Here is a 25505-nt window from a genome sequence, read left to right on the forward strand (position 1 = left end):
TTGAACGTGGGAGTGCCCATCCCAGCAGATATTTACAATGGCCTGACCGGTTGGCAACGATGTGACATTGGGGCTAACAGCTGCGGCGATAAGAATGAGTGAGACAATGCTCATAGAGGCCTAACGCTGGAGTTAAGCGGCGGCGAAGCCGTCCGCCTTGAACGAGTAGTTAGGGGTTGCCAGCGCAGACGAGATACGCGTAATCGCTTGGCGACACCTGTTGAGTGAACTGGCTACCTGCATAATTGAGTACGGCAACCGAATGCAGGAAGTTGAGGTTGAAACCATCTCCGGTGACCACGAGGCTTGGAACGTAAGTGACAATGCTGCTCTGCCAGCCATCTTGATGCGTCATGAGCCAGGTGGAAAGAGTCTTGTACTGCTCTGAGTCTTGATTGATGGCGCATCGCTTGGTTGAAGCGCCGTTTACCGTAAACGACAGACTGAGCGGGCCACTTGGTAGAGTGAAGTGGATTGACCGAGTGCAGCCACTCAAAGCCAATGCCAAAACCACAAGTAGACCGACTGCCTTCATGTGACCCCTAACGCTGGAGTTAAGCGGCGGCGGAGCCGTCCGCCTTGAACGACTGGTTAGGCTGTATTGCCTTGAGCCACCAGGGAAAGAAAGGAAGAAAAGTTGGTTGCTACGTTCTCTATGCTGCCCTCAGGGTCGATTGGATCGAAGCTGATTACAGGCCAAGGCTCTGGTGCCCGCATGTCGAGCGCAAGAAGTGCCCCGCCTCCGTTACCGCCGAACACGAACACATTTTGCATCGTGCAGGTACCACTACCCCAATAGTTCAATGCGGCTTCAGCAGAGTCTAGGCAGAAGTTGTAAGGGGATATCGCAAGCTCCACCTCGCCGCCGTTACCCCTAGCTAGCAGATTAATGTAGTTCTGCGGAAGCGCGGGGACGGCAAGCAACAAAGCATCCAGCGCATCGGAGGAGGCCTCGGCGTTGTTGAGCCACGATTCTCTTGGAGTAGCCATGTGAAGCCTAACGCTAGAGTTAAGCGGCGGCGAAGCCGTCCGCCTTGAACGAATGGTTAGGGTTGCGCACCTTGCTGGGCTAGCAACCTACGCACCTCAGATACAACGCTTTCGCCCTTGGGTAGCTCAGTAGAGTTACCACACGCGTCGACAGTAAACCCATCCTTTGTCCGTGTCAGAAACAACAAGTTCGTCTCCCCCGCGTTCATGCGATAACCGCCCGAGTCGTTCTCTGCACGAAGCGTAAGGTACTTTGGGACGCTACCTTTAAGCTCTTGCAGACGATGGACCGTATAGACGTATGAGGTAATGCCGTCGGGATCGCTCGGGTCTGCTTGAACGTACTGTACGCGCACAACCTTGCCAATGATGATGGCTGGGCTGGCTCCTACTTCATACTTGAGCGGAATGTGGTACCCGGAGAGCGTGCTATGCGGGTAGAAGCACACGGCGCTACCAGGCACGGCGTAGATTGCAGCTGAAAGCGCAAAGATGATGCTTGATATGCGGAATCCTTTCATCGCGACCCTAACGCTGGAGTTAAGCGGCGGCGAAGCCGTCCGCCTTGAACGAGATGTTAGGCGCGACGCCGCACCATGGATAGCACTGCGTACGCCATGACACTGTAGATGACGATGCCCAGCGGAACGCTAGCGAGGAACGCGAGGAAGTTGAGCGGCGTGCCCTCATAAACGGGATGCTCCGAAGTGCCCATGTTGCCGAGCGGTGCAAAGCTTTGTAGCAGTGTGTTTTGCCAGAGAAAGGCGTTGGCGAGAGAGGTGAAGCCAAAGGAGTCGGCGGCAAATGAAAGCGCGAATAATGCGGCTGTTGCCAGCACACCAATTGCGAAAGCTAAGAGGATGCGTTTGATCATGCGCTTGGAAGCCTAACGCTGGAGTTAAGCGGCGGCGAAGCCGTCCGCCTTGAACGACTGGTTATGCCTCATGCGCCTGCGAGATGGCAAGCGCCATATGTTGCGCTAACAAGCTGGGGCTGAGCTTGGCTACGGTCGCGAAGCTGACCTCAGGGACACATGTGACGCCAACCTTTTGGCCACCCCAATACTCCAAGTTGTTTGAAGCACAATGTGGGCAGTGGACAGAAGTTGTGAATTGTTGACCGGCAACCGGGTCTGCGAGTGCAGCAAGAGCAGGCCAAATTGATGAGGTGCTGCCCGACTTGACTACAGCACGCACTTGAACGGCAAATTCGTTGAACGCGTCCACGGTGGCGTAGTGCTTTCCGTCTGCGGTGCACAAGACGACCTCTCCGTAGGCAAAGTCGCCAAGACTCGGATGGCCGAACAGTCGCCCGCAATCGGCGCATTTTGCTTCAAGTAACGCGATGTCTTTCATGAGGCCTAACGCTGGAGTTAAGCGGCGCCGGAGGCGTCCGCCTTGAACGAAATGTTAGACGGGTGCGACGCGATGCGCTTGGGCGAGACTGCTGACCAAAACGAGCGCAGAACATGAGCAACCGACTACCTCAAAACTACCAGCTCTGAAAGCTGAAGGCTTGCCGCACCACTGCAGAAAATGCTATCGAAGCGAAAGACAGCAAGCCGACGCGAAGCTGGGCGAAACACACGCCACGAAAGACCAACACGAGCAACCGCCTAACGCTGGAGTTAAGCGGCGGCGAAGCCGTCCGCCTTGAACGAGTTGTTAGGCACCCAGCTGCTGAGAGCTGAGCGAATGAACAAGCAAGACAAACATAGCGGCCAAGGCAACGTAGATGATGCCAACAATTGCACCCAACGTGGCGGACGAAGTTGCCTCTAGTGCACTGCTGACCCTGTCGGTACCCGCACACTCCAATGCATTGCGCTGCTTTGACGCGACGAAAATCGGGACGACGTAAAGCAGCGCCGCGCAAAGAAACACTAAGGCTGCAGGAATAAAGCGTGGCCCGAGTAGGAGTACGAGCGGCCCTAATGGATAAAGCAACACCAGGACGTCCAGAAGGCTCGACTGCCCGAACTCACGCCGTACGACGGATTCGCGGCGCAAGGCCGCAAACCCGCGAATTGTGAGCACTGAAAGCACAAGGATTAGAAGGATATCTATCATGGGTGCCTAACGCTTAGTAGACCCCGGATCGGGGTATATGCACGCCATGCTCCATTGTCGATGCGGGCCCGTCAAGCGAATGAATGGGGGCAGTTTCAAGGACTTGCTCTGCCTTCCTGCGCGTTGGCTGATGATTGTTCGCTTTGCGTATCGCGCGAGACGAGGCGCCATGGTTTATCGCCTCGAACAGGCGGATACGCACCACATCGTTGTGTGGGGTGCGGCGTGGCTGCGTCTTGTTCGTGGCGACAAGGCGGGAGAAGCCCCTTTCCCCCGGCCCCTCTCCCGCAAGCGGGAGAGGGGAGGAGGCATCAGTCGATGCCCAGCTTCTTCAGCTTGTAGCGCAGCGCCCGGAACGTGATGCCGAGCTTCTTCGCGGCGGCGGTCTTGTTGTAGCGCGACTCTTCCAGCGCCTTCATGATCGCGCCGCGTTCCAGGTTGCTGATGTAGTCGTCCAGCCCGCCGGCGGCGGCAGCCGGGGATGCGGGGGGTGCCGTCGCCGGCGCGGCCGTGCCGTTGCCGGGCGGGAGATGGGCGGGGGCGGATTCCTGGCGCGGCTGGCGTTGCGGCAGCATCAGGTCGTCGGCGGCGATGTGGTCGCCGTCGCACATCGCGGTGGCGCGTTCGAGGATGTTCTCGAGTTCGCGCACGTTGCCGGGGAAGTCGTAGCTTTCCAGCGCCTGCTGCGCCTCGGCCAGCAGGCGGCGCGGGGCGCCGCCGTCCTTGCGGGCGAGGCCCTGCAGGATGTGGTTGGCCAGCAGCGGCACGTCGCCGCGGCGCTCGCGCAGCGGCGGCACGCGCAGCTCGATCACGTTGATGCGGTAGAACAGGTCCTGGCGGAACTGGCCCTGCTCGACCAGCGCGGCGAGGTTCTTGTGGGTGGCAGAGAGGATGCGCACGTCCACCGGCACTTCCTCGCGTGCGCCGATCGGGCGCACGGCCTTTTCCTGGATCGCGCGCAGCAGCTTCACCTGCATGTGCAGCGGCAGCTCGGCCACTTCGTCGAGGAACAGCGTGCCGCCGTGCGCGGCCTGGAACAGGCCTTCCTTGTCGGTGTGCGCGCCGGTGAAACTGCCCTTCCTGTGGCCGAAGAACTCGCTTTCCATCAGCTCGGAGGGGATCGCGCCGCAGTTCACCGGGATGAACGGGCCGACCGCGCGCGGGCCCTGCTCGTGGATCAGTCGCGCCACCAGCTCCTTGCCCACGCCCGACTCGCCGGCGATATAGACCGGCGCCTGGTTGCGCGCGAGCTTGACGATGGTGGAGCGCACCTGCTGCATCGCGGGCGAGTCGCCGACCAGCCGGTCGCCGGCGCCGCCGGCCTTGGCGGCGGACTTGCCGCTGCGCTTTTCCTCGGCCAGCCGCAGCGCGGTGCGCACCAGCTGGCGCAGCATCTGGATGTCCACCGGCTTGGAGACGAAGTCGAACGCGCCGGCCTTCAGCGCGTTCACCGCGGCGTCCACGTTGCCGTAGGCGGTGATCATCGCCACCGGCATGTCCGGGTGGTTGGCGGAGATGTGCTCCACGATCTCGTGGCCGGTGCCGTCGGGCAGGCGCATGTCGGTGAAGCAGAGGTCGTAGCTGCGCTCGCCCAGCGCGCGGCGGGCTTCGGTGACGGTGCCCACGGCATCGACCTGGAGATCCATCCGGCCCAGCGTGATGGTGAGCAATTCGCGGATGTCGCGTTCGTCGTCGATGACCAGGACGGACTGCTGGCTCATGGTTCGTGGCACTGGTTGCGGCGTTACCGCTCAGGATACCCGTGGCGCCGGAAGGGGGCAAAGCGCCACGCCGGAAACGGGGCGGCGCAACGGGTGGCGAGGGTGGCGCGGGGCCGCCGTTCAGTTCACGGCCGCCTCGCCCGCCATGCGGCCCATCTGCGCCGGCGTGAGCACCAGCCGGAAGCAGCTGCCGCCGCCGGCCACGCGCACGTATTCCAGCGAGGCCTGGTTCGCCTCGGCCATCTGCCGCGCCAGGTACAGGCCGAGGCCGGTGCCGTATTCGTGGGTGGTGTAGAACGGCTCGAAGATCTGCGCGGCCACCTTGGGCGCGATGCCGGGGCCGCGGTCGGTGACTTCGAGGATGGGCTCGCCATGCTCGCCGGTGCGCACGATCACGATCACGCGCGCGGGCTCGCCGGGCATGCGGCCGTAGCGCAGCGCGTTCTGCACCAGGTTCCACGCCACCTGCTGCAGCTGCTGCGGGTCGGCCAGCGCGGCGACGGCAGTGGGGCCGCCCACCACCACGCGCAGGGTGTCGTTGCCGATGTCGTTGCCCTGCTTGTACTCGTCCACGAACCCCTGCGCCCAGCGGCCGAGGTCCAGCGTTTCCGGGCGCGAGCGCTCGCGCCGCGACAGCTGCAGGATGTTCTCGATGATCTCGTTGAGCCGCACGCAGTGGTTGTTGATGATCTCCACCATGCGCTGGTCGGCGGCGTCCATCTTTTCCGACTCGGCCAGCAGCTGCGCCGAATAGCGGATCGCCGCCAGCGGGTTGCGGATCTCGTGCGCGATCGAGGCGGACAGCCGGCCCAGCGAGCTGAGCGTGAGCTCCTCGGCGCGGCGCGACACCAGCGAGGTGTCGTCGAGGAAGATCAGCACCAGCGAGTCGTCGTTCGGCGCCAGTCGCGAGAAGCGCGGCACCACCTCGGGCACGCCGTCGGCGAGCTGGGTGGCGGTCTCGTCCAGCTTGCCCGAGGTCATCCAGTGGTACAGCCGGCGCGACAGCTCCGGCGCGAGGCGGCCGAGGTCGCGCTGTTCGGCGCTGGGGTTGCCCAGCAGCATCCACGCCGATTCGTTGATCTGGTGGATGCGGTTGGCGTCGTCCACCAGCAGTACGCCGGTCTTCATGCGCCGGATGATCAGCTCGTTGACCTGCGAGAGGTTGGCCAGGTCGGTGCTGCGCTGCTCGGCCAGCGCCTCGCTGGCGCGCAGTTGCCGGCTCAGCACGTGGCACAGCGTGGTGATCGAGAAATAGGCCAGCCCGAACAGCGCCGATTCCAGCAGGCTGCGCTCGCCGCTGCCGCTGGCTTGCACGAGCAGGGCATGGCCGAGCAGGCCCAGCGTGGCCAGCGCGGCGAAGAAGCTGGCGAAGCGCAGCGACAGGATCAGCGCGCCGACGCCCAGGTTCACCGCCAGCATCATCGCGATGCCGATGCGCGAGTAGTCGATGGCGCTGAGCGCCAGCACGGCGGCGGCGATGTCCACCACCAGCCAGATCGACACGGTGGCCTTGGCGTAGGGCACGCAGCGGCGGGTCAGCGCCAGCGCCGCCACCGCGAACAGCAGGTAGGGCAGGGTGACCAGCAGGGCGAACTGCAGCGACTCCAGCGACACCCCGCGGATCTGCGCGGGGGCGAACGCCAGCCCGATGTACACCAGCGCCTGCACCAGCCGGAAGCCGTTGAAGAACAGCATCTCGTGGCGGATCGCCGCCGGGATGGCGCGCGGGGCGTTGAGCTGCGGCAGGACGGTGCTGGACACGGTGTTCGGCACTCCGGGGCGGGTGCGGTGGAGTATAGGGTTGCCCCCGCGGAAACTTCGAGCCGTCCGGCGGCCCGGCCGGAGACCGGCGGTTGGCCGGAAAGCCGCATGGCGGGTGGCTTCCGGGCCAGCCCCTTTCCATCGGGGGCCGCTTCCGCGAAAATGGGCGGCCGTTTCGCATGGATCCCGCCCTTTCGGGCATGGTTCCGCGCGTCGACATGCCGGCAGCGTCCGCGCCGTCCGACTTCCCCCGCAAGCCCGCGCCGCGTCCCTTCCGCGCGAGGCCGTGTTTCCCCGTTCGCTCGAGGCTTTCGAATGAATTTCCACGAATACCAGGCCAAAGAACTGTTCGCGCAGTACGGCATCAACGTACCGCCGGGCAAGGTCGCCAATTCTCCCGACGCCGCCGTCGACGCCGCCAAGGCGCTGGGCGGCACCCAATGGATGGTCAAGGCGCAGATCCACGCCGGTGGCCGCGGCAAGGCCGGCGGCGTGAAGTTCTGCCGCAGCCTGGACGACGTGCGCGCTGCCGCCAAGGGCATGCTGGGCACCAGGATGGAGACCTACCAGTCCGCCGGCCGCGCGCTGCCGGTGAACCTGGTGCTGGTCACCGACGCCACCGACATCGCCAAGGAGCTGTACCTGTCGATCCTGGTGGACCGCGACTCCAAGTCGGTCTCCTTCATCGCCTCCAAGCACGGCGGCGTGGACATCGAGCAGGTGGCCAAGGACACCCCCGAGGACATCCACACCATCGTGGTGGACTTCGTGGAAGGCCTGCAGCCCTACCAGTGCCGCCAGCTCGGCTTCGCGATGGACCTCAACGCCAAGCAGGTCGGCCAGCTGACCAAGATCATGCTGGGCCTGTACAAGCTGTTCAACGAGAAGGACCTCTCGCTGGTCGAGCTGAACCCGCTCGCCATCCTCGCCGACGGCAACCTCGCCGCGCTGGACGGCAAGGTGAACTCCGACGACAACGCCGAGTTCCGCCACGCCGACCTCGCCGCGATGCGCGACCTCACGCAGGAAGACGCCGCCGAGGCGGCTGCGGTGCAGAACAACCTCAACTACGTGACGATGGACGGCACCATCGGCTGCATGGTCAACGGCGCGGGTCTGGCCATGGCCACCATGGACGTGATCAAGCTGGCGGGCGGCGAGCCGGCCAACTTCCTCGACGTCGGCGGCGGCGCCACCAAGGAGCGTGTCACCGAGGCGTTCAAGCTGATCACCTCGTCGGACAAGGTCAAGGCCATCCTGGTCAACATCTTCGGCGGCATCGTCCGCTGCGACATGATCGCCGAGGGCATCATCGCCGCGGTGAAGGAAGTGGGCCTGAAGATCCCGGTGGTGGTGCGCCTGCAGGGCACCAACGTGGAACAGGGCCGTGCGCTGCTGGCCAACTCCGGCCTGGCGATCACGCCGGCCGACGATCTCAACGACGCGGCGCAGAAAGCCGTGGCCGCCGCGAAGTGAGGAGCAACTAAGTCATGTCAGTTCTGATCAACAAGAACACCAAGGTGCTGGTGCAGGGCTTCACCGGCCAGCAGGGCACCTTCCACGCGCAGCAGGCGATCGACTACGGCACCAAGGTCGTGGGCGGCGTCACTCCCGGCAAGGGCGGCAGCGAGCACATCGGCCTGCCCGTGTTCAACTCGGTGTCGGAAGCCGTCGACCAGACCGGCGCCGACGCGTCGGTGATCTTCGTGCCGCCGCCGTTCGCGGCCGACTCCATCCTGGAAGCCGTGGACGCGGGCATCCGCGTGATCGTGGCGATCACCGAAGGCATCCCGGTGCTGGACATGCTGCGCGTGAAGAACGTGCTGGCGCAGCATCCGGAAACCGTGCTGATCGGGCCGAACTGCCCCGGCGTGATCACTCCCGGCGAATGCAAGATCGGCATCATGCCGGGCCACATCCACCAGCCGGGCAAGGTCGGCATCGTGTCGCGTTCGGGCACGCTGACCTATGAGGCCGTGTTCCAGACCACCAACGAAGGCCTGGGCCAGTCCACCTGCATCGGCATCGGCGGCGACCCGATCAACGGCCTCAGCTTCATCGACTGCCTGAAGCTGTTCCAGGACGACCCGCAGACCGAAGGCATCATCATGGTCGGCGAGATCGGCGGTTCGGCCGAGGAAGACGCCGCCGAGTTCATCGGCGAGTACGTGAAGAAGCCGGTGGTGTCGTTCATCGCCGGTGCCTCGGCCCCGGCCGGCAAGCGCATGGGCCACGCCGGCGCGATCATCTCCGGCGGCAAGGGCACGGCGGCGGCGAAGTTCGCCGCGCTGGAAAAGGCCGGCGTCACCACGGTGAAGTCGCCTGCCGACCTCGGCAAGACGCTCGCCCAGCTGATGAAGAAGTAATCGTCGGTTCCGACCGATCGATGCGAGAAGGGCCGCCATCGTGCGGCCCTTCTTGTTTCCGGCGCCTATGGGGAAGATCGCGCGCCACGCAGCCCTTGCCGGGCCGCGTGCAACAGGGCGTCGGTGACCTTGGCCAGCGCGGCCGAGCGGATCGACCAGTGTTGCCAGTACAGCGGCACGTCCAGCCAGCGTGCGGGCGCGATGGGTTGCAGCACGCCCTGGGCGAAGGGTTGTTCCAGCATGGCTTCCGGTGCCATGGCCCAGCCCAGGCCCAGCGCCGCGCCCTCGACGAAGGCGGTGGATGAAGGCAGGTAGTGCATGGGCGGAGCCAGCCGGGCGTGGGTCACGCTGCGGATGAAGCGCCATTGCAGCGCGTCCTTGCGGTTGAACACCAGCATCGGCGCCGCGCCCAGCGAAGCGGCATCCAGGCCCTCGGGGAAATGCCTGGCGACGAAGTCCGGCGAGGCGATCGGCAGGTAGCGCATCACCCCCAGCTTCTTCACCGTGCAGCCCTGCACGGGGCGGGCATCGGCGGTGATCGCGCCGAGCACCGAGCCGTCGCGCAGCAGGTTGGCGGAATGGTCCTGGTCCTCCACCCGCACGTCGAACAGCAGCCCGTCGCGCCGATGCGGTTCGGCCAGGGCGGCCAGCACCCAGGTGGCGAGCGAATCCGCGCTCACGGCGATGGCTACCGTGACCGGCGTGGTGCGCGCGGCCTCGACGGCGAAGTCGCCCAGGATCTCGGCTTCCAGCAGGCGCATCTGTTGCACGCCGCGCAGCAGTCGTTCACCCGCGGGCGTGGCCCGGCTGGGCGACTGGCGCAACACCAGCACCTGGCCCAGCCGATCCTCCAGCGCCTTGATGCGTTGCGAGATCGCGGACGGGGTCAGCGCGAGCCGCCTAGCGGCGCCGTCGAAACTGCCCTCGTCCAGCACGGCGACGAAAGCGGCCAGTTGGGGATTGAGCATGCGCACGGCCCTCTCCTGAAATCAGAAAAACTGAATTGAGTTAAGTAAATATAGTTTTACTGATGCGGATGGCCATACGTAAAGTGGCGCCTCTTTCCGCGAGGTCCCCCCATGCTTCCATCCGCCTATTTCGCCGGGCTCGGCACCGGTGCCGGCCTGATCGTCGCGATCGGTGCGCAGAATGCCTTCGTCCTGCGCCAGGGACTGCAGCGCCTGCACGTCGGCGCGGTGGTGCTGGTCTGCGTGCTGGCCGACATCGCGCTGATCGCCCTGGGCGTGGCCGGCATGGGGCTGGCGGTGAAGCAACAGCCCGGGCTGCTGCAGGCCCTGCGCTTCGTGGGGGCCGCCTTTCTCGCCACGTACGGCCTGCTGGCCGCGCGGCGCGCCTGGCGCGGCGAAAGCGGCCTGCGTCCCGCCGATGCGGCGGCAGGCGGGCGCGGGCGCACGGTGCTGGCCTGCCTGGGGTTCACCCTGCTCAACCCGCACGTGTACCTGGATACCGTGGTGTTGCTCGGCAGCCTGTCCACCCATTACGACGGCACCGGCCGGTGGTCGTTCGCCGCGGGCGCGGGCACGGCCAGCCTGCTGTGGTTCACGGCGCTGGGCTACGGTGCGCGGCTGCTGTTGCCGGTGTTCCGCAGTCCGGTGGCGTGGCGCGTGTTCGATGTACTCGTGGCGGCGCTGATGTGCGGGCTGGCGATCCTGCTGCTGCGGCAGCCGATGGCCTGAAGCCTGGAAGGCACGCAAAGCCGGCGAAGCGGGCGACCGGGTGAAGGCGGCCGGGCCTCTTGTGCCGATGGCGATGCACTACCATTCCGTCCCCGGTTCCCTCCCCCGAAGAGCTTGATCCATGGCTGTCCTGAGACTGGCGCTGGCCCAGCACGATTTCCCGGTCGGCGCGGTCGCGGCGAATGCCGCGAAGGTGGCCGGCCTGATGGCGCAGGCCCGTGGCGGCGGCGCCGACCTGGTGGTGTTTCCCGAGCTGACCCTCTCCGGCTATCCGCCCGAGGACCTGCTGCTGCGCCCCAGTTTCCTCGCCGCCTGCCAGCAGGAACTGGAGGCATTGGCGGCCGGCACGGACGGCCTGGCCGCGCTGGTGGGCTTCCCGCACAGCGAGGGCGAGGTGTTCAATGCCGCCGCGCTGCTGCATGACGGCCGCATCGCGCAGATCGCGCACAAGCAGGCGTTGCCCAACTACGGGGTGTTCGACGACAAGCGCTATTTCCGCCCCGGCCATGCCAGCACGGTGGCCACGCTGGGCGGCGTGCGCGTCGGCCTGCTGATCTGCGAGGACGTGTGGCGGCCCGAACCGGCCGCCGCCGTGGCGCGTGCCGGCGCCGAACTGATCGTGGTGATCAATGCCTCGCCCTGGGACGACGCCAAGCAGGCCGGCCGCGAGGCGGTGCTGGTCGCGCGCGCGCAGGAAACCGGCTGCGCCATCGCCTATCTCAACCTGGTCGGTGGGCAGGACGAAGTGGTGTACGACGGCGGCTCGCTGCTGGTGAACGGCGACGGTTCCATCGCGGCGCGCGCGCCGGCCTTCGTCGACGCGCTGCTGTGGGCCGATTTCGACGCGGCGACGCGTACGCTGCAGGCGGCGGACTGGCCGGTTGCCGCCGATCCCTCGCCCGAGGCCACGCTGTACGCCGCGCTGGTGCGCGGCCTGCGCGACTACATCGACAAGAACGGTTTCCCCGGCGTGCTGCTGGGCCTGTCCGGCGGCATCGATTCGGCGCTCACGCTGGCGCTGGCGGTGGACGCGCTGGGCGCGAATCGCGTCACCGCGGTGATGATGCCCACGCGCTACACCTCGCAACTGTCGCTGGACGGCGCGCGCGCGCAGGCCGAGCGGCTGGGCGTGGACTACCACGTGATCAGCATCGAGCCGATGACCGACGCCTTCCTCGCGGCGCTCGCGCCGGCCTTCGCCGGCAAGGGCGCCGACACCACCGAGGAAAACCTGCAGTCGCGCACGCGCGGCGTGACCCTCATGGCGCTGTCCAACAAGCACGGCAGGCTGCTGCTCGCCACCGGCAACAAGAGCGAGATGGCGGTGGGCTACTGCACGCTGTACGGCGACATGTGCGGGGCGTATGCGCCATTGAAGGATGTCTACAAGACGGCGGTGTACCGCCTTTCGCGCTGGCGCAATGGAGCCGGGATTCGGGATACGGGATTCGGGATTCGGCAAGGCGCGTCCCCGCAAGATGGCGGCTCTTCGCGAATCCCGTATCCCGTATCCCCAATCCCGGCAGAAGTGATCGACCGCCCGCCCTCGGCCGAGCTGCGCGACAACCAGACCGACCAGGATTCGCTGCCGCCCTACGAGGTGCTGGACGCGATCCTGGAACGCTTCATCGAGGGCGAGCAGTCGCAGGCCGAGATCATCGCGGCCGGCTTCGCCGCCGAGGTGGTGCACCGCGTGGTGCGGCTGGTGCTGGTGAACGAGTTCAAGCGCCGCCAGTCGGCGCCCGGCCCGCGCGTCACCACCCGCGCGTTCGGCCGCGAGCGGCGCTACCCGATCACCTCGGGCTGGCGATGACGGCTGCACGGCAGCCTGGTCATTGTGTGTAGTGATAGACGCTACCGAGGATCATCAGGATGACCGACAGCAGCGAGACAAGCATGATCGATCGTGGGTTGCCCCATCGGCCTTGCCTGGCGGACCTATGGATCTCGCTTGGCGTCAAGCGAAAGCCCGGCCCGGGGTGGTAAAGCGCCACCCACGCCCCCAGCAGCAGGCCGCACCCGGTGAAGACCGATGCGGGCGGCCTGTCGGTCCAGAGGGTGGCCATGGCGGTGAGCAGCAGGATGCCGGCCCATACCCGGTGACCGTTGCGGTTGTTCGGCTTCTTTTCCCGATCCATGGCGACTCCGGTGGAATGGCTCTTTGAAGCTGAAGGGTCCGCATAAAAAAACCGGCGATTGCTCGCCGGTTTTCGTTGTGCTGGCCCATCGACATCAGTGATGCCGCATGAACGGCACCATCTTGCGCCACATCGCCACCTGGTGCGGCCACTTCGGATCCTTCAGGTAGGGATGGTCCGGGTAGTTCAGCGCCAGCACCTGGCGGGTCTGGTCGGCCAGCTTGTCTTCCTTCAGCTCGAGATAGCTGCGGGTGAGGATGGCCAGTGCGTCGCCGGCCTGCGGCGCCTGCTGGTAGTGCTCGATCACGTACTGGGCGCGGTCGGCGGCGCCGACGTACACGCGGTTGAACAGGTAGAACTCGGCCACGTTGATCTCGTACTGCGCCAGCACGTTGCGCAGGTAGATCATGCGCTGGCGCGCGTCGGCCGCGTAGGCACTGTTCGGGAAGCGGCGCGACAGCTCGGCGAAGTCGTCGAAGGACTGCAGGTTGTAGCCCTGGTCGCGGCGCGACTGCGCCTGCTTGTCGCGCGACACCTTGTCCATGAAACCGGTGGTGCGGTCGAAATTGATCAATCCGCGCAGGTAATAGGCATAATCGATGTGCTTGTTCGACGCATCGGCCTTGATGAAGCGGTTGATCGTCGAGTACGCGTCCTCCCACTGGGCGTCCTTGTACTGCGCATAGGTCAGCTCCAGCTGGGCCTGTTCGTTGTAGTCGCCGGAGGGGAAGCGTGCGATCAGGCGCTGGTAGTCCTTGATGGCCGCGGAGTAGTCGGCATTCTCCAGCGAGGTGTGCGCCTTGTTGTACAGGGCGTCCGCCGGCATGGTGTCGATGTTGTCGCGCTTGTGGTGGAACAGCGAGCAGGCGCTCATCGCCAGCGCCAGGCCAAGCACGGCGAGCGTCCTGAGGCAGAACCGGGTGATCGTCGGCAGCTTGGGCGAGTCGATAATTGAACGCATGGAAAAGAATCGTATGTTGGATCGAAAGGGCATCATAGCCGAAACCGCCACCACCTCGCGGCCCGCGGGCCGCCCGACGGGGACCGGGGCATGACCGCGATACGCCACGAGGCCCGGGTGCCGCTGGCTTCGGCCGGGCGCAGGTTCGACCAGGCTTTGGCCGAGTTGTTCCCCGATTACTCGCGTTCGCGCCTCACCGGCTGGATCAAGTCCGGCGCGGTCACGCTGGACGGCGCCTTGGCGGCGCCGCGCCAGCTGCTGCGGGGCGGCGAGCTGGTGCGGCTGGAAGCCGAGCTGGAAACCGAGGTGGAGAGCGCGCCGGAAGACATCGCCCTGGCCATCGTGCACGAGGACGAGCACCTGCTGGTGCTGGACAAGCCGGCCGGCCTGGTGGTGCACCCCGGTGCCGGCAATGCCTCAGGCACCCTGCTCAACGCCCTGCTGTACCACGATCCGAAGCTGGCCGAGCTGCCGCGCGCCGGCATCGTGCATCGGCTGGACAAGGACACCAGCGGCCTGATGGTGGTCGCCAAGACCCTGCCCACCATGACCGCACTGGTGGAGAAGCTGTCCAGCCACGACGTGCGGCGCCAGTACGAGGCCGTGGTGCTGGGCAGCATGGTCTCCGGCGGCACCGTGGACGCGCCGATCGGCCGCAGCATGGGCGACCGCCTGCGCCAGGCCGTGCGCGAGGACGAGACCGGCAAGCACGCCGTCACCCACTACCGCCTGCGCGAGCGCTTCCGCGCGCACAGCCTGCTCCAGTGCAACCTGGAAACCGGCCGCACCCACCAGATCCGCGTGCACCTCACCCATATCGGCCATCCGCTGGTGGGGGATCCGCTCTACGGCGGCGGCCTCAAGCTGCCCAGGCGCGCCGCGCCGGAGCTGGTCGCCGCGCTGCGCGGCTTCCGCCGGCAGGCCTTGCACGCCGAGCAGCTCGCGTTCGAGCATCCGGCGACGGGGGAGCCGCTGTCCTTTGCCGCGCCGCGCCCCGGCGACATGGACGACCTGATCGCCGCCCTGCGCGACGACCTTGCCGCCCACGGCCACGACGACTGATCGCATGACCGACACCTGGATCTTCCCCGACTGGCCCGCACCCGCGCACGTGCGTGCGGCCGTGAGCACGCGCGAAGGCCCGGGTGTTTCGGCGCCGCCGTTCGGCCGCTTCAACCTGGGCATGCGCAGCGGCGAATCCGCCGAGGTGGTCGAAAGCAACCGCGACGTGCTGCAGCAGGCGCTGGCCCTGCCGAGCACCCCGCGCTGGCTGCACCAGGTGCACGGCAGCACCGTGGCGGAGCTGGGTCCGCTGCCCGGCGCGCACGAGCCGCAGGCCGACGCCGCAGTGTCGCGCATCCCCGGCACCGTGCTCGCCATCCTCACCGCCGACTGCCTGCCGGTGCTGTTCTGCACCGACGACGGCCGCGGCATCGGCGCGGCGCACGCGGGCTGGCGCGGCCTGGCCGCCGGCGTGCTCGAGGCCACGGCCGAGCAGATGCAGGCGTCCCCCGCGCGGCTGATGGCGTGGCTGGGGCCGTGCATCGCCGGGCCTTCCTACGAAGTGGGCGAGGAGGTGCGCGCCGCCTTCGTCGATCGTTCGCCCGGCGCCGCCGCCTGCTTCGCACCCACGCGGCCGGGCCACTGGCATTGTGACCTCGCCGCGCTGGCGCGGCAGCGGCTGGCCGCCGCGGGCATCGCACGGGTGCACGGCGGCGGCTTCGACACGTTCGACGAGACGCGGTTCTATTCGTATCGGCGCGAGGGTGCGCGCAGCGGGCGTTTCGCCAGCCTGGTCTGGCTGGCCGGCGGCTGAGCGCCTGTTTGCGGCGCCGGCGCCCCGGTTGGGCGCTGCAGGCCGGGCACCCGCGCGGATTCCGTCCGCCGGCTGAAGCCTTGACGTTTTCCCCGCATGCCGCCTGCTTGAATCGCGGGCGGCTACCCGCATCTCGGCGGGCAGTGGCGGCCGGTCCGCCAAACCTTTCTGGGGATCAACCGATGCGGATGGACAAACTCACCTCGCGTTTCCAGCAGGCGCTGGCCGACGCACAGTCGCTGGCCGTGGGCCGCGACAACAACATGCTGGAACCCGCGCACGTGATGGCGGCGCTGCTGGCCCAGCAGGGCGGCTCGACCGCGCCGCTGCTCACGCATGCCGGCGTCAACGTGCCGGCGCTGCGCCAGCGCGTGAACGAACTGCTCGAGCGCCTGCCCAGGGTCAGCGGGCAGGAGGGCAACATCAACGTGGGCAACGACCTCACCCGCCTGCTCAACCTCACCGACAAGCTGGCGCAGCAGCGCGGCGACCAGTTCATCGCCAGCGAGCTGTTCGTGCTGGCGGCGCTGGAGGACAAGGGCGAGCTGGGTGCGGCGCTGAAGGCCGCGGGCGCCACCAAGGCGAAGCTGGAGGCGGCCATCGAACAGGTGCGCGGCGGCGAGAAGGTGCAGAGCGAGAACGCCGAGGACCAGCGCCAGGCGCTGCAGAAGTACTGCATCGACCTCACCGAGCGCGCCGAGTCGGGCAAGCTCGATCCGGTGATCGGCCGCGACGAGGAGATCCGCCGCACCATCCAGGTGCTGCAGCGGCGCACCAAGAACAACCCCGTGCTGATCGGCGAGCCGGGCGTGGGCAAGACCGCGATCGTCGAAGGCCTCGCCCAGCGCATCGTGAAGGGCGAGGTGCCGGAGGGCCTGCGCGACCGCCGCGTGCTGGCGCTGGACATGGGCGCGCTGATCGCCGGCGCCAAGTTCCGCGGCGAGTTCGAGGAGCGGCTGAAGGCCGTGCTGAACGACCTGGCCAAGAACGAGGGCCAGATCATCCTGTTCATCGACGAGCTGCACACCATGGTCGGCGCCGGCAAGGGCGAAGGCGCGATGGACGCCGGCAACATGCTCAAGCCCGCGCTGGCCCGCGGCGAGCTGCACTGCATCGGCGCCACCACGCTGGACGAGTACCGACAGTACATCGAGAAGGACGCCGCGCTGGAGCGCCGCTTCCAGAAGGTGTTCGTGGGCGAGCCCTCGGTGGAGGACACCATCGCGATCCTGCGCGGCCTCAAGGAGCGCTACGCGGTGCACCACGGCGTGGAGATCACCGATCCCGCCATCGTCGCCGCCGCCACGCTGAGCAACCGCTACATTCCCGACCGCCAGTTGCCGGACAAGGCCATCGACCTGATGGACGAAGCGGCCTCGCGCATCCGCATGGAGATCGACTCCAAGCCGGAGGAGCTGGATCGCCTCGAACGCCGGCTGATCCAGCTGAAGATCCAGCGCGAGATGCTGAAGAAGGAAAAGGACAGCGAGTCGAAGCAGCGCCTCGCTGACCTGGAAGCCGACATCGCCAAGCTGGAGCGCGAGTTCTCCGACCTCAACGAGGTGTGGAAGTCGGAGAAGGCCGCATTGCAGGGCGCGACCAGGATCAAGGAACAGATCGAGCAGGCGCGGCTGGAGCTGGATGCGGCGCAGCGCCGGCAGGATTTCGCGCGCATGAGCGAGATCCAGTACGGCAAGCTGCCGGAACTGGAAAAGCAGCTCGCCGCCGCACAGGCCGCCGAGACGCAGGAGTTCACCCTGGTGCAGGACAAGGTCACCGCGGAGGAGATCGCCGAGGTGGTGGCGCGCTGGACCGGCATCCCGGTGTCGAAGATGCTCGAGGGCGAGCGCGAGAAACTGCTGCACATGGAAGACGAACTGCACAAGCGCGTGGTGGGCCAGGACGAGGCGGTACGCGCCGTGTCCGACGCGGTGCGCCGCGCGCGCGCGGGGCTGTCCGATCCGAACCGGCCCAGCGGCTCCTTCCTGTTCCTCGGCCCCACCGGCGTGGGCAAGACCGAGCTGTGCAAGGCGCTGGCCGAGTTCCTGTTCGACACCCAGGACGCGATGGTGCGCATCGACATGAGCGAGTTCATGGAGAAGCATTCCGTCAGCCGCCTGATCGGCGCGCCTCCGGGCTATGTCGGTTACGAAGAAGGCGGCTACCTCACCGAGGCGGTGCGTCGCCGCCCGTACAGCGTGATCCTGCTGGACGAGGTGGAGAAGGCGCATCCGGACGTGTTCAACATCCTGCTGCAGGTGCTGGACGACGGCCGCCTCACCGACGGCCAGGGCCGCACGGTGGACTTCCGCAACACCGTGATCGTGATGACCTCCAACCTCGGCTCGCAGCTGATCCAGGAGCAGGCGGGCGACTCGGAGGCGGACTACGTGCAGATGAAGGCCGCGGTGCTGGGCGTGGTGCAGGCGCACTTCCGTCCCGAGTTCATCAACCGCCTCGACGAACTGGTGGTGTTCCGCCCGCTGGAGAAGAAGCAGATCCGCCGCATCGCGCTGATCCAGCTCACCGCGCTGGAGAAGCGCCTCGCCGAGCGCCAGCTGAAGCTGGAGATCAGCGAGAAGGCGCTGGACCTGCTCGGCAACGTGGGCTTCGATCCGGTCTACGGCGCACGACCGCTGAAGCGGGCGATCCAGCAGCAACTGGAGAATCCGCTGGCCAGGGAAATCCTGGAAGGCCGCTATGCGCCGGGCAGCACCATCGCGGTGGATGCCAAGGGCGGCCACCTGGTGTTCGGCAAGGACTGATGTACCCGTGTGAAGCCCGCTCTCGTTCGCGAGAGCGGGGACTGTAGGAGCACCCTGTGCGCGAGTGCTCTTGGCTTTGATCAAACGCCAGAACCATCGCGCACAGGGTGCGCCTACAAAATCCCGTGTTGCCTCGAGCTGGAAGTCGCGGCCTCAATAACCCGCGGCCAGGCCGGCCGGACGGCGGCGGTCGTTGGCTCCTTCCAGCGCACCGGTTTTCGGATCCACCAGGATCGCCTCGTCGGCGCCCCACGATTGCACCTGCCTGAACTTGTAGCCCATCGCCTCGAGCTGCTTCTGCACGTCGGGCGCGAACAGGCCGGGCTCGACCATCACCATGTCCGGCAGCCACTGCATGTGCATGCGCGGCGCGTCCACCGCCTGCTTGATGTTCATGCCGAACTCTTCCACGTTGAGGAAGCTCTGCAGCACGGTGGTGATGATGGTGGAGCCGCCGGGGCTGCCGGTCACCATGTAGAGCTTCTTCTCCGTGCCGCGCAGCACGATGCTGGGCGACATGGAGCTGAGCGGGCGCTTGCCAGGCTCGATCTGGTTGGCCTTGTCCTGCACCAGGCCGAAGGAGTTCGGCACGCCCGGCTTGGAGGTGAAGTCGTCCATCTCGTTGTTGAGGAAGAAGCCGGTGTCGCCGGCGATCTGGCCGTTGCCGAACAGGTAGTTGATCGTATAGGTCACGGCCACCGCGTTGCCGTGGCTGTCCACCACGGAGTAGTGGGTGGTGTTGGTGCCTTCCTGCGGTCCCAGGCTGCCCTTGATCTCCGACGATGGTGTGGCCTTGTCGGGCTGGATGCTGGCGCGCAGCGCGGCGATGTGTTCGGGCGCGAGCAGCTTGGCTATCGGGTTGTGCACGAAGGCCGGGTCGCCGAGGTAGGTGTTGCGGTCGGCATAGGCGCGCCGCTCGGCCTCGATGATGGTGTGCGCGCTGTTCACCGAGCCGTAGCCCCACTTCGCCAGCGGATACGGTTCCAGGATCTGCAGGATCTGGCAGATCGAGGCGCCGCCGGAACTGGGCGGTGGCGCGGCGACGTAGGTGTAGCCGTGGTAGGCGCAGGTGATCGGCGTCTCCCACTGCGCCGTGTAGTCGGCGAAGTCCTTGAGCGACAGGATGCCGCCGTTGGCATTGCTGGCGGCGACCACGGCCTTTGCGATGGGGCCGCGGTAGAAGGCGTCGGTGCCGTCCTTTGCGATCAGCTCCAGCGTCTTCGCCAACTGCGGCTGGCGCAGGCGGTCGCCCGCCGCCCAGGGTTTGCCCTGGTTGAGGAAGGTCGCGGCGACGTTGGGGTACCTGGCGAAGTCCTTCACCCGCTGGCCGAGGATGTTCACGTCGCCCTGTTCCAGCACGTAACCCTCGCTGGCCAGCTTGATCGCGGGCGCGATCACCTTGCCGAGCGGCATCGTGCCGTACTTCTTCAGCGCGGTGTCGAAGCCCATCACCGTGCCCGGCACGCCCACGCCGAGGTAGGTGTGGGTGCTCTTGCCGGGAACCACGTTGCCCTTGTCGTCCTGGAACAGCGTGGGCGTGGCCTTAAGCGGGGCCTTCTCGCGGAAATCGAGGAACACGTTCCGGCCGTCGGCGAGATGCACCAGCATGAAGCCGCCGCCGCCGATGTTGCCGCAACAGGGGTGCACCACGGCCTCCGCGAAGCCCACCGCGACTGCGGCGTCCACGGCGTTACCGCCCTGCCGGAGGATGTCCACGCCGACCTGCGTGGCGAGATGCTGGGCCGAGACCACCATGGCGTGCGGCGCCGTCACCGGCCTGGCGTTGGCGAGTTCCGCCATGGTGGTGCCGTGCGCGCTGGCGTCGAGGGCCTGCTGGGGAATCGGTGCCGGCGCCGCCTGCCGGGCCGCGGCCTGCGCGACGGGCGCGGCCGCCAGCACGGCGGCGAGGCCCCATGCGGAAGCTGATTTGCTCATGTTCGAAACCTTGGGGAATGGACGGGGGAAACGGCGTGGCCTGGCCACGCCGTCCGGGCCGGGCCCTTACCAGCTGTAGCGGACCTTGCCGTACACGTAGGCGCCGTTGTAGCCGAATGGCGAGAACGTGGAATAGGGCAGGGTGCCGTTGTTGGTGTTGGTGCGGATGTTCTTGTCCGGGTAGGTGTCGGTGGCGTCATCCACGCCCAGCGTGAAGGTCCAGGCCTGCCAGCGGTAGCTGCCGGACAGGTCCAGCACCCACTTCGGCGTGAAGGTCTGGTCGACCACGCCCGTCGCCGGGTTGTAGCTGGCGATGCTGCTCACGTAGCTGGTGTAACGGCCGTAGCGGGTCAGCGTGCCGTTGAAGGCCCAGTTGCCGATGGCGTACTGCTCGCCGAGGATCAGCTTGCTGCGCGGCGTGGAATTGGCGAGGTAGCCCTTGATGTCCTGGCGGTTGAGGCGCACGAAGTTGACGCCGAGCTGGTTGAGCACCGCCGGGTTGGGTTTGACGCTGGTCACCACGTTCTGGTTGTAGTTCGCGCTCAGCGTGGTGGTGAAGGTGCCGACGTCGCCGAGGTCCTTCACCCAGGTGCCCACGAAATCCACGCCGCGGGTGCGCGTGTCGCCCGCGTTGGTGAAGTAGTCGAGGCTGCTGTAGTCGAGGTTGGTGATGCCGTTGGCCGCCAGGTAGTTGATGACGGTGGGCGAGGTGGTGGAGATCGCACCCGACAGCGCGATGCGGTTGTCGATGTAGATCTGGTACACGTCCATGCTGAGGTTCAGCGTGTCGGTGGGGTTCCACACCGCGCCGAAGGTGTAGTTGCGCGACTTTTCCGGCTTCAGCGCCTGGGCGCCGAGCAATTGCGCGATCTGGCTGGTCGCCGGCACCAGGCCGCTGTTGTAGATGCCCGGCGGCAGGTTCGCCGAATTGCCCGCGGCGTAGTACAGCGAGGAGATCTGCGAGAAGTACTCCTGGCCCAGCGACGGCGCGCGGAAGCCGGTGCCCGCGGTGCCGCGCAGGGCGAAGCTGTCGGTGAAGTCGTAGCGCAGGGACAGCGAGCCCGAGGTGGTGTTGCCGAAGTCGGAGTAGTTCTCGTGGCGCACCGCCAGCGAGGCGCCGAACTTGTCGGTGAGGTTGGTTTCGAGGTCGATGTACTCGGCCACGTCGTGGCGCGCGGCGTTCACCGCATTGGCGGGTTGCCAGCCGGCGAAGCCCTGCGCGCCGCCGGAGGTGCCCGAGGTGCCCACGTAGTACGAGGCCAGGTCGCCCGGGGCGATCTGGTAGGTCTGGCGCCGGTACTCGGTGCCGAAGGCCACGGTCAGCGGATTCGGCAGCCAGCTCGGGTTGAAGTCCTTGGCGATGTCGACGTCGAACGACTGCTGGCCGGCGGTGAGGATGCCGTCGTCGAACGTCGTGGGCGAGTAGCCGTAGTCGTGGTAGAAGGCGAAGTTCATGCTGTCCAGCGTCTCGTACGAGACGCGGTTGGCGCCCTCGTTGGCCGAGACGTCCCAGCGCCAGCCATTCAGCGTGCCGCGCAGGCCGGCCACGAACGACTGGTCGAAGGAGTTGGAGTTCTCCAGCGGCAGGAAGCCGTCGGGGTAGTACGCCGCCATCAGCGGGCTCTTCGGCGAGGGCGAGTTCAGGCCGTAGCGGAAGAACGCCGGCGAGATGCTGTCGCGGTTGCCGTAGTGGCCGAAGGCATAGAACTGCACGTCCGGCGTGAAGTCGTACTGCATGTTGACCAGCACGTTGTTGCTGTGCACCCACGGGTCGCCCTGGCGGAAGTTCACGCCCAGCGCCTCCCAGGCCGGCGAGCGGTTGTCCGGGCCGGCGCGGTTGGTGTTGTCCTCGTTGCCGCTTTCCACCGTGAAGCGCATCCAGCCCTGGTCGTTGCCGAGCGGGATGCCGAAGTTGGCCGAGCCCAGCCACTGCCGGCCGTCGCCGGCGGAGTACTGGCCGCCGCTCACTTCCACGTCGCCGCCCTGGGCGCCCTTCTTGAGGATGATGTTGATCACGCCCGCGATGGCGTCGGAGCCGTATTGCGCGGACGCGCCGTCGCGCAGCACTTCGATGTGGTCGATCGCCGAGACCGGGATGGTGTTGAGGTCCACCGGCTGCGAGCCGCGGCCGATCACGCCGTTGTTCAGCAGCATCGCGCCGGGATGCCAGCGCTTGCCGTTTACCAGCACCAGCACCTGGTCCGGCGACAGGCCGCGCAACTGCGCGGGGCGCTGGGTGTCGGCGGTGTCGGCGGCGGACGGGCGCGGGAAGTTCAGCGAGGGGATGATGCGCGCCAGCGCGGTGGGCAGGTCGGTGGTGCCGGTCTGCTGCAGCACCTGGGCGGAAACCACGTCGATCGGCGTCAATGCGCTGCTTTCGGTGCGGTTGGCGGAACGGGTGCCGGTGACGATCACCGTCTCCAGCTTCTTGGCATTGGCGGGCGTGGTGGCGTTGCCGTTATTGGTGCTGTTGTCCTGCGCGGCGGCGGGCGTGCCGGCGAGCGCCAGCAGGACCGCGGCGGCCAGTGCGGTCGGAAGCAGGATGCGATGTGGCTTGTTCATTGGTGGTTCCCCGGGCAAAGTGGTTGGTGCGTTGCACCAATTGCAGGCTAGTGCTGCTTGTCGTGTACGTCAACAGCCGTATAGACGTCCAAATTCATGGGCTCGCGGATCCCAGGGGCGAGCAGGTCCAGTTCTCCCTGTGTCGAGCCTGCCGCGCGCAGTGCGGGCTGTCCATGCGCCATCCGTCGCATTGAAAAGCGGCGGCGGGGGCCGAATAATGGGACGCTGTCGGATTGCCTGCCCGATCCGGCGGCCACGGAGTGAGCATGCCCATCTACGAATTCGAATGCAGCCAGTGCGGTCATCGTTTCGACCGTCTGCAGAAATTGTCCGACGCCGATCCCGCCGAGTGTCCCCAATGCGGTGCGCCCAAGGTGCAGCGGCGCGTGAGTGCGCCCTCGTTCCGCCTGGCCGGAGGCGGCTGGTACGAGACCGACTTCAAGAAGGACGGCGACAAGAAGCGCAACCTGGCCGGCGATGGCGCCAGCGCCCCGGCCGTTGCTCCCGCCGCCGCACTTGCTCCCGCTCCCGCGACGGCGCCCGGCTCCGGTTCGGGCGACTGATCGGCGGGCTGGATCGCCGCATACCGCGCTGGTCGCCATGCGGTGCCTGTCCCGGGCCGGCCCTGTTGCGCCGGCAACGCAGCCACGGTAAGCACTGCTGGCAGCCGTGGCGCTGTCCGGTGTCGTCACGGCGGATGTCGCGCGTGGCCCGCGTCGAACGCCGCGCGCGGAGCGGCAGTGCTGTGGCATGCGGGTGAGCGGGGGCTGTCATGGCCAGTTCCGCGTGCCCGTGGGGGCCGGCCGTACTACGGCTTCGTCGTCGCAGTTCCGGTGCGGCCGGCAGGCGGATAGCGCGCCGGGCCGCGGTCCCGTGATGGTATTATTTCGGGTCTTTCCTCCCGTTTCCCTGGGGCCACGGCCCGGAGTTCCAAGCGCATGCGCACGCATTACTGCGGCCTCATCGACGAGTCGCTGCTCGGCCAGACCGTCACCCTGTGTGGCTGGGTCAACAAGATCCGCCTGCAGGCCCACGTGGCCTTCGTCGACCTGCGCGACCACGAGGGCCTGGCGCAGGTGGTGGTGGAGCGCGAGAACGCCGACGCGTTCGCCGTCGCCGGCGAGCTGGGCAACGAGTACTGCGTGCGCGTCACCGGCACGCTGCGCAAGCGCCTGTCGGTGAACGACAAGCTGCGTACCGGCGCGGTGGAAGTGCTGGCCGATACGGTGGAGGTGCTCAACGCCGCGAAGGACCTGCCGTTCGCGCTGCACGAGAACCCTAACGAAGACCTGCGGATGACCTACCGCTACCTCGACCTGCGCCGTCCCGAGATGCAGGCGATGATGCGCAAGCGCATCAGGCTGGTGCAGGCGCTGCGCCGCTACCTCGACGCGCGCGGCTTCCAGGACATCGAGACGCCCATCCTCACCAAGGCCACGCCGGAAGGCGCGCGCGACTACCTGGTGCCCAGCCGCGTGCATCCGGGCCAGTTCTACGCGCTGCCGCAGTCGCCGCAGCTGTTCAAGCAGATCCTGATGATGGCGGGCTTCGACCGCTACTACCAGATCGCCCGCTGCTTCCGCGACGAGGACCTGCGCGCCGACCGCCAGCCGGAATTCACCCAGCTCGACTTGGAGTTCGCCTTCGTCGAAGAGAAGGACGTGCAGGACTTCGTGGAGGAGCTGATCCGCCACGTGTTCAGGGAAGTGCAGGGCGTGGAACTGGACGCGAGCTTCCCGCGCATGACCTGGGCCGAGGCCATGCGCCGCTTCGGCTCCGACAAACCCGACCTGCGCATCGCGCTGGAGCTGGTGGACGTGGCCGACGCGCTGAAGCACGTCGAGTTCAAGGTGTTCGCCGAACCCGCCAACGATGCCGCCGGCCGCGTGGCCGCGCTGCGCGTGCCGGGCGGCGCGGCGCTGTCGCGCAAGGAGATCGACGGCCTTGCCGAATACGTTGCCAGGTACGGTGCGAAGGGCCTAGCCTGGATCAAGGTCGAGGACCTCGCCAAGGGGCGCGAAGGCGTCAACTCGCCGGTGGCGAAGTTCCTCGACGACGCGGCGCTGGACGCCGTGCTCAAGGCCACGGGCGCCGAGTCCGGCGACATCGTGTTCGTGGGCGCGGGCAAGTGGAAGGCCGTCACCGACTTCATGGGTGCGCTGCGCCTCAAGGTCGGCAAGGATCGCGGCCTGGTCGAGGACGGCTGGCGCCCGCTGTGGGTCACCGACTTCCCGATGTTCGAGTACGACGAGGACGAGCAGCGCTACGTGGCCCTGCACCACCCGTTCACCGCGCCGAAGATCGACGACATCGCCGACCTGCGCAGCCACGCCGCCACCGCGGTGAGCCGCGGCTACGACATGGTGCTCAACGGCAACGAGATCGGCGGCGGCTCGATCCGCATCCATCGCCCGGAGATGCAGAGCGCGGTGTTCGAGCTGCTCGGCATCGGCGCGGACGAGGCCGAGACGAAGTTCGGCTTCCTGCTCAAGGCGCTGAAGTTCGGCGCGCCGCCGCACGGCGGCCTGGCCTTCGGCATCGACCGCATCGCCGCGCTGATGGCCGGCACCGAATCGATCCGCGACGTGATCGCCTTCCCCAAGACCACCAGTGCGCAGTGCCTGATGACCGATGCCCCGTCGGCGGTGAGCGAGGCGCAGCTGAAGGAACTCAGCGTGGCGGTGGCGGTCGGGAAGGCCTGAGACCCTGGCTCCCTCCTGGAGA

General features: G+C 67.0%; 21 protein-coding genes. 9 read left to right on the plus strand and 12 right to left on the minus strand.

Features of this window, described 5'->3' with window-relative positions:
- Positions 1-169: 169 nt before the first annotated feature.
- The 7 genes from IHE47_RS05295 to IHE47_RS05325 form a co-directional block, all read right to left on the minus strand.
- Positions 170-535: a hypothetical protein gene (locus IHE47_RS05295; protein WP_192104836.1), complete on the minus strand. Its 366-nt coding sequence runs from the start codon at positions 533-535 to the stop codon at positions 170-172.
- A 56-nt stretch (positions 536-591) separates the two neighbouring features.
- The gene (locus IHE47_RS05300) at positions 592-990 is read right to left on the minus strand and encodes an SMI1/KNR4 family protein (RefSeq protein WP_192104837.1); all 399 of its coding nucleotides are present in this window, start codon (positions 988-990) and stop codon (positions 592-594) included.
- Positions 991-1567: 577 nt separating this feature from the next.
- A complete protein-coding gene (locus IHE47_RS05305) occupies positions 1568-1864 on the minus strand; it encodes a hypothetical protein (RefSeq protein WP_192104838.1) in 297 nt (98 codons plus the stop codon).
- 61 nt (positions 1865-1925) lie between these two features.
- A complete protein-coding gene (locus IHE47_RS05310) occupies positions 1926-2345 on the minus strand; it encodes a hypothetical protein (protein WP_192104839.1) in 420 nt (139 codons plus the stop codon).
- Between the two features lie 309 nt (positions 2346-2654).
- On the minus strand, positions 2655-3059 hold the full coding sequence (locus IHE47_RS05315; RefSeq protein ID WP_192104840.1) for a hypothetical protein: 405 nt from the start codon (positions 3057-3059) through the stop codon (positions 2655-2657).
- A gap of 311 nt (positions 3060-3370) precedes the next feature.
- Positions 3371-4780, minus strand: coding sequence for a sigma-54 dependent transcriptional regulator (locus IHE47_RS05320; protein ID WP_192104841.1), 1410 nt, complete (start codon positions 4778-4780; stop codon positions 3371-3373).
- 120 nt (positions 4781-4900) lie between these two features.
- Entirely contained in the window at positions 4901-6541 is a 1641-nt protein-coding gene (locus IHE47_RS05325; RefSeq protein WP_343227439.1) for an ATP-binding protein, read from the minus strand.
- A 315-nt stretch (positions 6542-6856) separates the two neighbouring features.
- Here IHE47_RS05325 and sucC point away from each other — a divergent pair, with 315 nt between their 5' ends.
- Both sucC and sucD read left to right on the plus strand, forming a co-directional pair.
- On the plus strand, positions 6857-8017 hold the full coding sequence (gene sucC / locus IHE47_RS05330) for an ADP-forming succinate--CoA ligase subunit beta (RefSeq protein ID WP_192104842.1): 1161 nt from the start codon (positions 6857-6859) through the stop codon (positions 8015-8017).
- Positions 8018-8031: 14 nt separating this feature from the next.
- Positions 8032-8907 (plus strand): succinate--CoA ligase subunit alpha, encoded by an 876-nt coding sequence (gene sucD / locus IHE47_RS05335; RefSeq protein WP_192104843.1) that lies wholly within the window; start codon positions 8032-8034, stop codon positions 8905-8907.
- 65 nt (positions 8908-8972) lie between these two features.
- Here sucD and IHE47_RS05340 read toward each other — a convergent pair whose 3' ends face one another.
- Positions 8973-9881: a LysR family transcriptional regulator ArgP gene (locus IHE47_RS05340; RefSeq protein WP_192104844.1), complete on the minus strand. Its 909-nt coding sequence runs from the start codon at positions 9879-9881 to the stop codon at positions 8973-8975.
- Positions 9882-9986: 105 nt separating this feature from the next.
- On the opposite strand from IHE47_RS05340, the gene IHE47_RS05345 reads away from it, so the two are divergent.
- Positions 9987-10604 carry a LysE/ArgO family amino acid transporter gene (locus tag IHE47_RS05345; RefSeq protein WP_192104845.1) on the plus strand — a complete coding sequence of 206 codons (618 nt, stop codon included), beginning with the start codon at positions 9987-9989 and terminating at the stop codon, positions 10602-10604.
- A 121-nt stretch (positions 10605-10725) separates the two neighbouring features.
- Positions 10726-12417: an NAD+ synthase gene (locus tag IHE47_RS05350; protein ID WP_192104846.1), complete on the plus strand. Its 1692-nt coding sequence runs from the start codon at positions 10726-10728 to the stop codon at positions 12415-12417.
- A 19-nt stretch (positions 12418-12436) separates the two neighbouring features.
- Here the strand turns inward: IHE47_RS05350 and IHE47_RS05355 are convergent, their stop codons facing one another.
- Together IHE47_RS05355 and IHE47_RS05360 are read right to left on the minus strand one after the other, a co-directional pair.
- Positions 12437-12742, minus strand: a complete 306-nt coding sequence (locus IHE47_RS05355) for a hypothetical protein (RefSeq protein ID WP_192104847.1) — start codon at positions 12740-12742, stop codon at positions 12437-12439.
- Positions 12743-12836: 94 nt separating this feature from the next.
- Positions 12837-13703: an outer membrane protein assembly factor BamD gene (locus IHE47_RS05360; protein WP_192104848.1), complete on the minus strand. Its 867-nt coding sequence runs from the start codon at positions 13701-13703 to the stop codon at positions 12837-12839.
- 90 nt (positions 13704-13793) lie between these two features.
- On the opposite strand from IHE47_RS05360, the gene rluD reads away from it, so the two are divergent.
- The 3 genes from rluD to clpB all read left to right on the plus strand — a co-directional run bounded on the left by rluD (position 13794) and on the right by clpB (position 18284).
- On the plus strand, positions 13794-14765 hold the full coding sequence (gene rluD / locus IHE47_RS05365; protein ID WP_192104849.1) for a 23S rRNA pseudouridine(1911/1915/1917) synthase RluD: 972 nt from the start codon (positions 13794-13796) through the stop codon (positions 14763-14765).
- A 4-nt stretch (positions 14766-14769) separates the two neighbouring features.
- Positions 14770-15519, plus strand: coding sequence for a peptidoglycan editing factor PgeF (pgeF, locus tag IHE47_RS05370; RefSeq protein ID WP_192104850.1), 750 nt, complete (start codon positions 14770-14772; stop codon positions 15517-15519).
- 182 nt (positions 15520-15701) lie between these two features.
- Positions 15702-18284 (plus strand): ATP-dependent chaperone ClpB, encoded by a 2583-nt coding sequence (gene clpB, locus IHE47_RS05375; protein WP_192104851.1) that lies wholly within the window; start codon positions 15702-15704, stop codon positions 18282-18284.
- Between the two features lie 153 nt (positions 18285-18437).
- On the opposite strand, the gene ggt is transcribed toward clpB, so the two are convergent.
- Both ggt and IHE47_RS05385 read right to left on the minus strand, forming a co-directional pair.
- Entirely contained in the window at positions 18438-20219 is a 1782-nt protein-coding gene (ggt, locus tag IHE47_RS05380) for a gamma-glutamyltransferase (protein WP_192104852.1), read from the minus strand.
- Positions 20220-20285: 66 nt separating this feature from the next.
- Positions 20286-22781 (minus strand): TonB-dependent receptor, encoded by a 2496-nt coding sequence (locus IHE47_RS05385; protein ID WP_192104853.1) that lies wholly within the window; start codon positions 22779-22781, stop codon positions 20286-20288.
- A gap of 266 nt (positions 22782-23047) precedes the next feature.
- Between IHE47_RS05385 and IHE47_RS05390 the strand changes: the two genes are divergently transcribed.
- Together IHE47_RS05390 and aspS are read left to right on the plus strand one after the other, a co-directional pair.
- Positions 23048-23344, plus strand: a complete 297-nt coding sequence (locus tag IHE47_RS05390; RefSeq protein WP_192104854.1) for a zinc ribbon domain-containing protein — start codon at positions 23048-23050, stop codon at positions 23342-23344.
- A 375-nt stretch (positions 23345-23719) separates the two neighbouring features.
- Entirely contained in the window at positions 23720-25483 is a 1764-nt protein-coding gene (aspS, locus tag IHE47_RS05395) for an aspartate--tRNA ligase (protein ID WP_192104855.1), read from the plus strand.
- The last annotated feature ends 22 nt before the right edge of the window (positions 25484-25505 follow it).

The sequence above is a fragment of the Rhodanobacter sp. DHB23 genome (assembly GCF_014842975.1).
Classification (GTDB): Bacteria; Pseudomonadota; Gammaproteobacteria; order Xanthomonadales; family Rhodanobacteraceae; genus Rhodanobacter_A.

Coding starts and splice junctions, on each gene's coding strand:
- pgeF (WP_192104850.1), top strand. CDS start 14,770: ATGACCGACACCTGGATCTTCCCCGACTGGCCCGCACCCGCGCACGTG.
- IHE47_RS05300 (WP_192104837.1), bottom strand. CDS start 990: ATGGCTACTCCAAGAGAATCGTGGCTCAACAACGCCGAGGCCTCCTCC.
- sucD (WP_192104843.1), top strand. CDS start 8,032: ATGTCAGTTCTGATCAACAAGAACACCAAGGTGCTGGTGCAGGGCTTC.
- IHE47_RS05355 (WP_192104847.1), bottom strand. CDS start 12,742: ATGGATCGGGAAAAGAAGCCGAACAACCGCAACGGTCACCGGGTATGG.
- clpB (WP_192104851.1), top strand. CDS start 15,702: ATGCGGATGGACAAACTCACCTCGCGTTTCCAGCAGGCGCTGGCCGAC.
- IHE47_RS05315 (WP_192104840.1), bottom strand. CDS start 3,059: ATGATAGATATCCTTCTAATCCTTGTGCTTTCAGTGCTCACAATTCGC.
- aspS (WP_192104855.1), top strand. CDS start 23,720: ATGCGCACGCATTACTGCGGCCTCATCGACGAGTCGCTGCTCGGCCAG.
- sucC (WP_192104842.1), top strand. CDS start 6,857: ATGAATTTCCACGAATACCAGGCCAAAGAACTGTTCGCGCAGTACGGC.
- IHE47_RS05305 (WP_192104838.1), bottom strand. CDS start 1,864: ATGATCAAACGCATCCTCTTAGCTTTCGCAATTGGTGTGCTGGCAACA.
- IHE47_RS05320 (WP_192104841.1), bottom strand. CDS start 4,780: ATGAGCCAGCAGTCCGTCCTGGTCATCGACGACGAACGCGACATCCGC.
- rluD (WP_192104849.1), top strand. CDS start 13,794: ATGACCGCGATACGCCACGAGGCCCGGGTGCCGCTGGCTTCGGCCGGG.
- IHE47_RS05345 (WP_192104845.1), top strand. CDS start 9,987: ATGCTTCCATCCGCCTATTTCGCCGGGCTCGGCACCGGTGCCGGCCTG.
- IHE47_RS05350 (WP_192104846.1), top strand. CDS start 10,726: ATGGCTGTCCTGAGACTGGCGCTGGCCCAGCACGATTTCCCGGTCGGC.
- IHE47_RS05310 (WP_192104839.1), bottom strand. CDS start 2,345: ATGAAAGACATCGCGTTACTTGAAGCAAAATGCGCCGATTGCGGGCGA.
- IHE47_RS05360 (WP_192104848.1), bottom strand. CDS start 13,703: ATGCGTTCAATTATCGACTCGCCCAAGCTGCCGACGATCACCCGGTTC.
- IHE47_RS05295 (WP_192104836.1), bottom strand. CDS start 535: ATGAAGGCAGTCGGTCTACTTGTGGTTTTGGCATTGGCTTTGAGTGGC.
- ggt (WP_192104852.1), bottom strand. CDS start 20,219: ATGAGCAAATCAGCTTCCGCATGGGGCCTCGCCGCCGTGCTGGCGGCC.
- IHE47_RS05390 (WP_192104854.1), top strand. CDS start 23,048: ATGCCCATCTACGAATTCGAATGCAGCCAGTGCGGTCATCGTTTCGAC.
- IHE47_RS05385 (WP_192104853.1), bottom strand. CDS start 22,781: ATGAACAAGCCACATCGCATCCTGCTTCCGACCGCACTGGCCGCCGCG.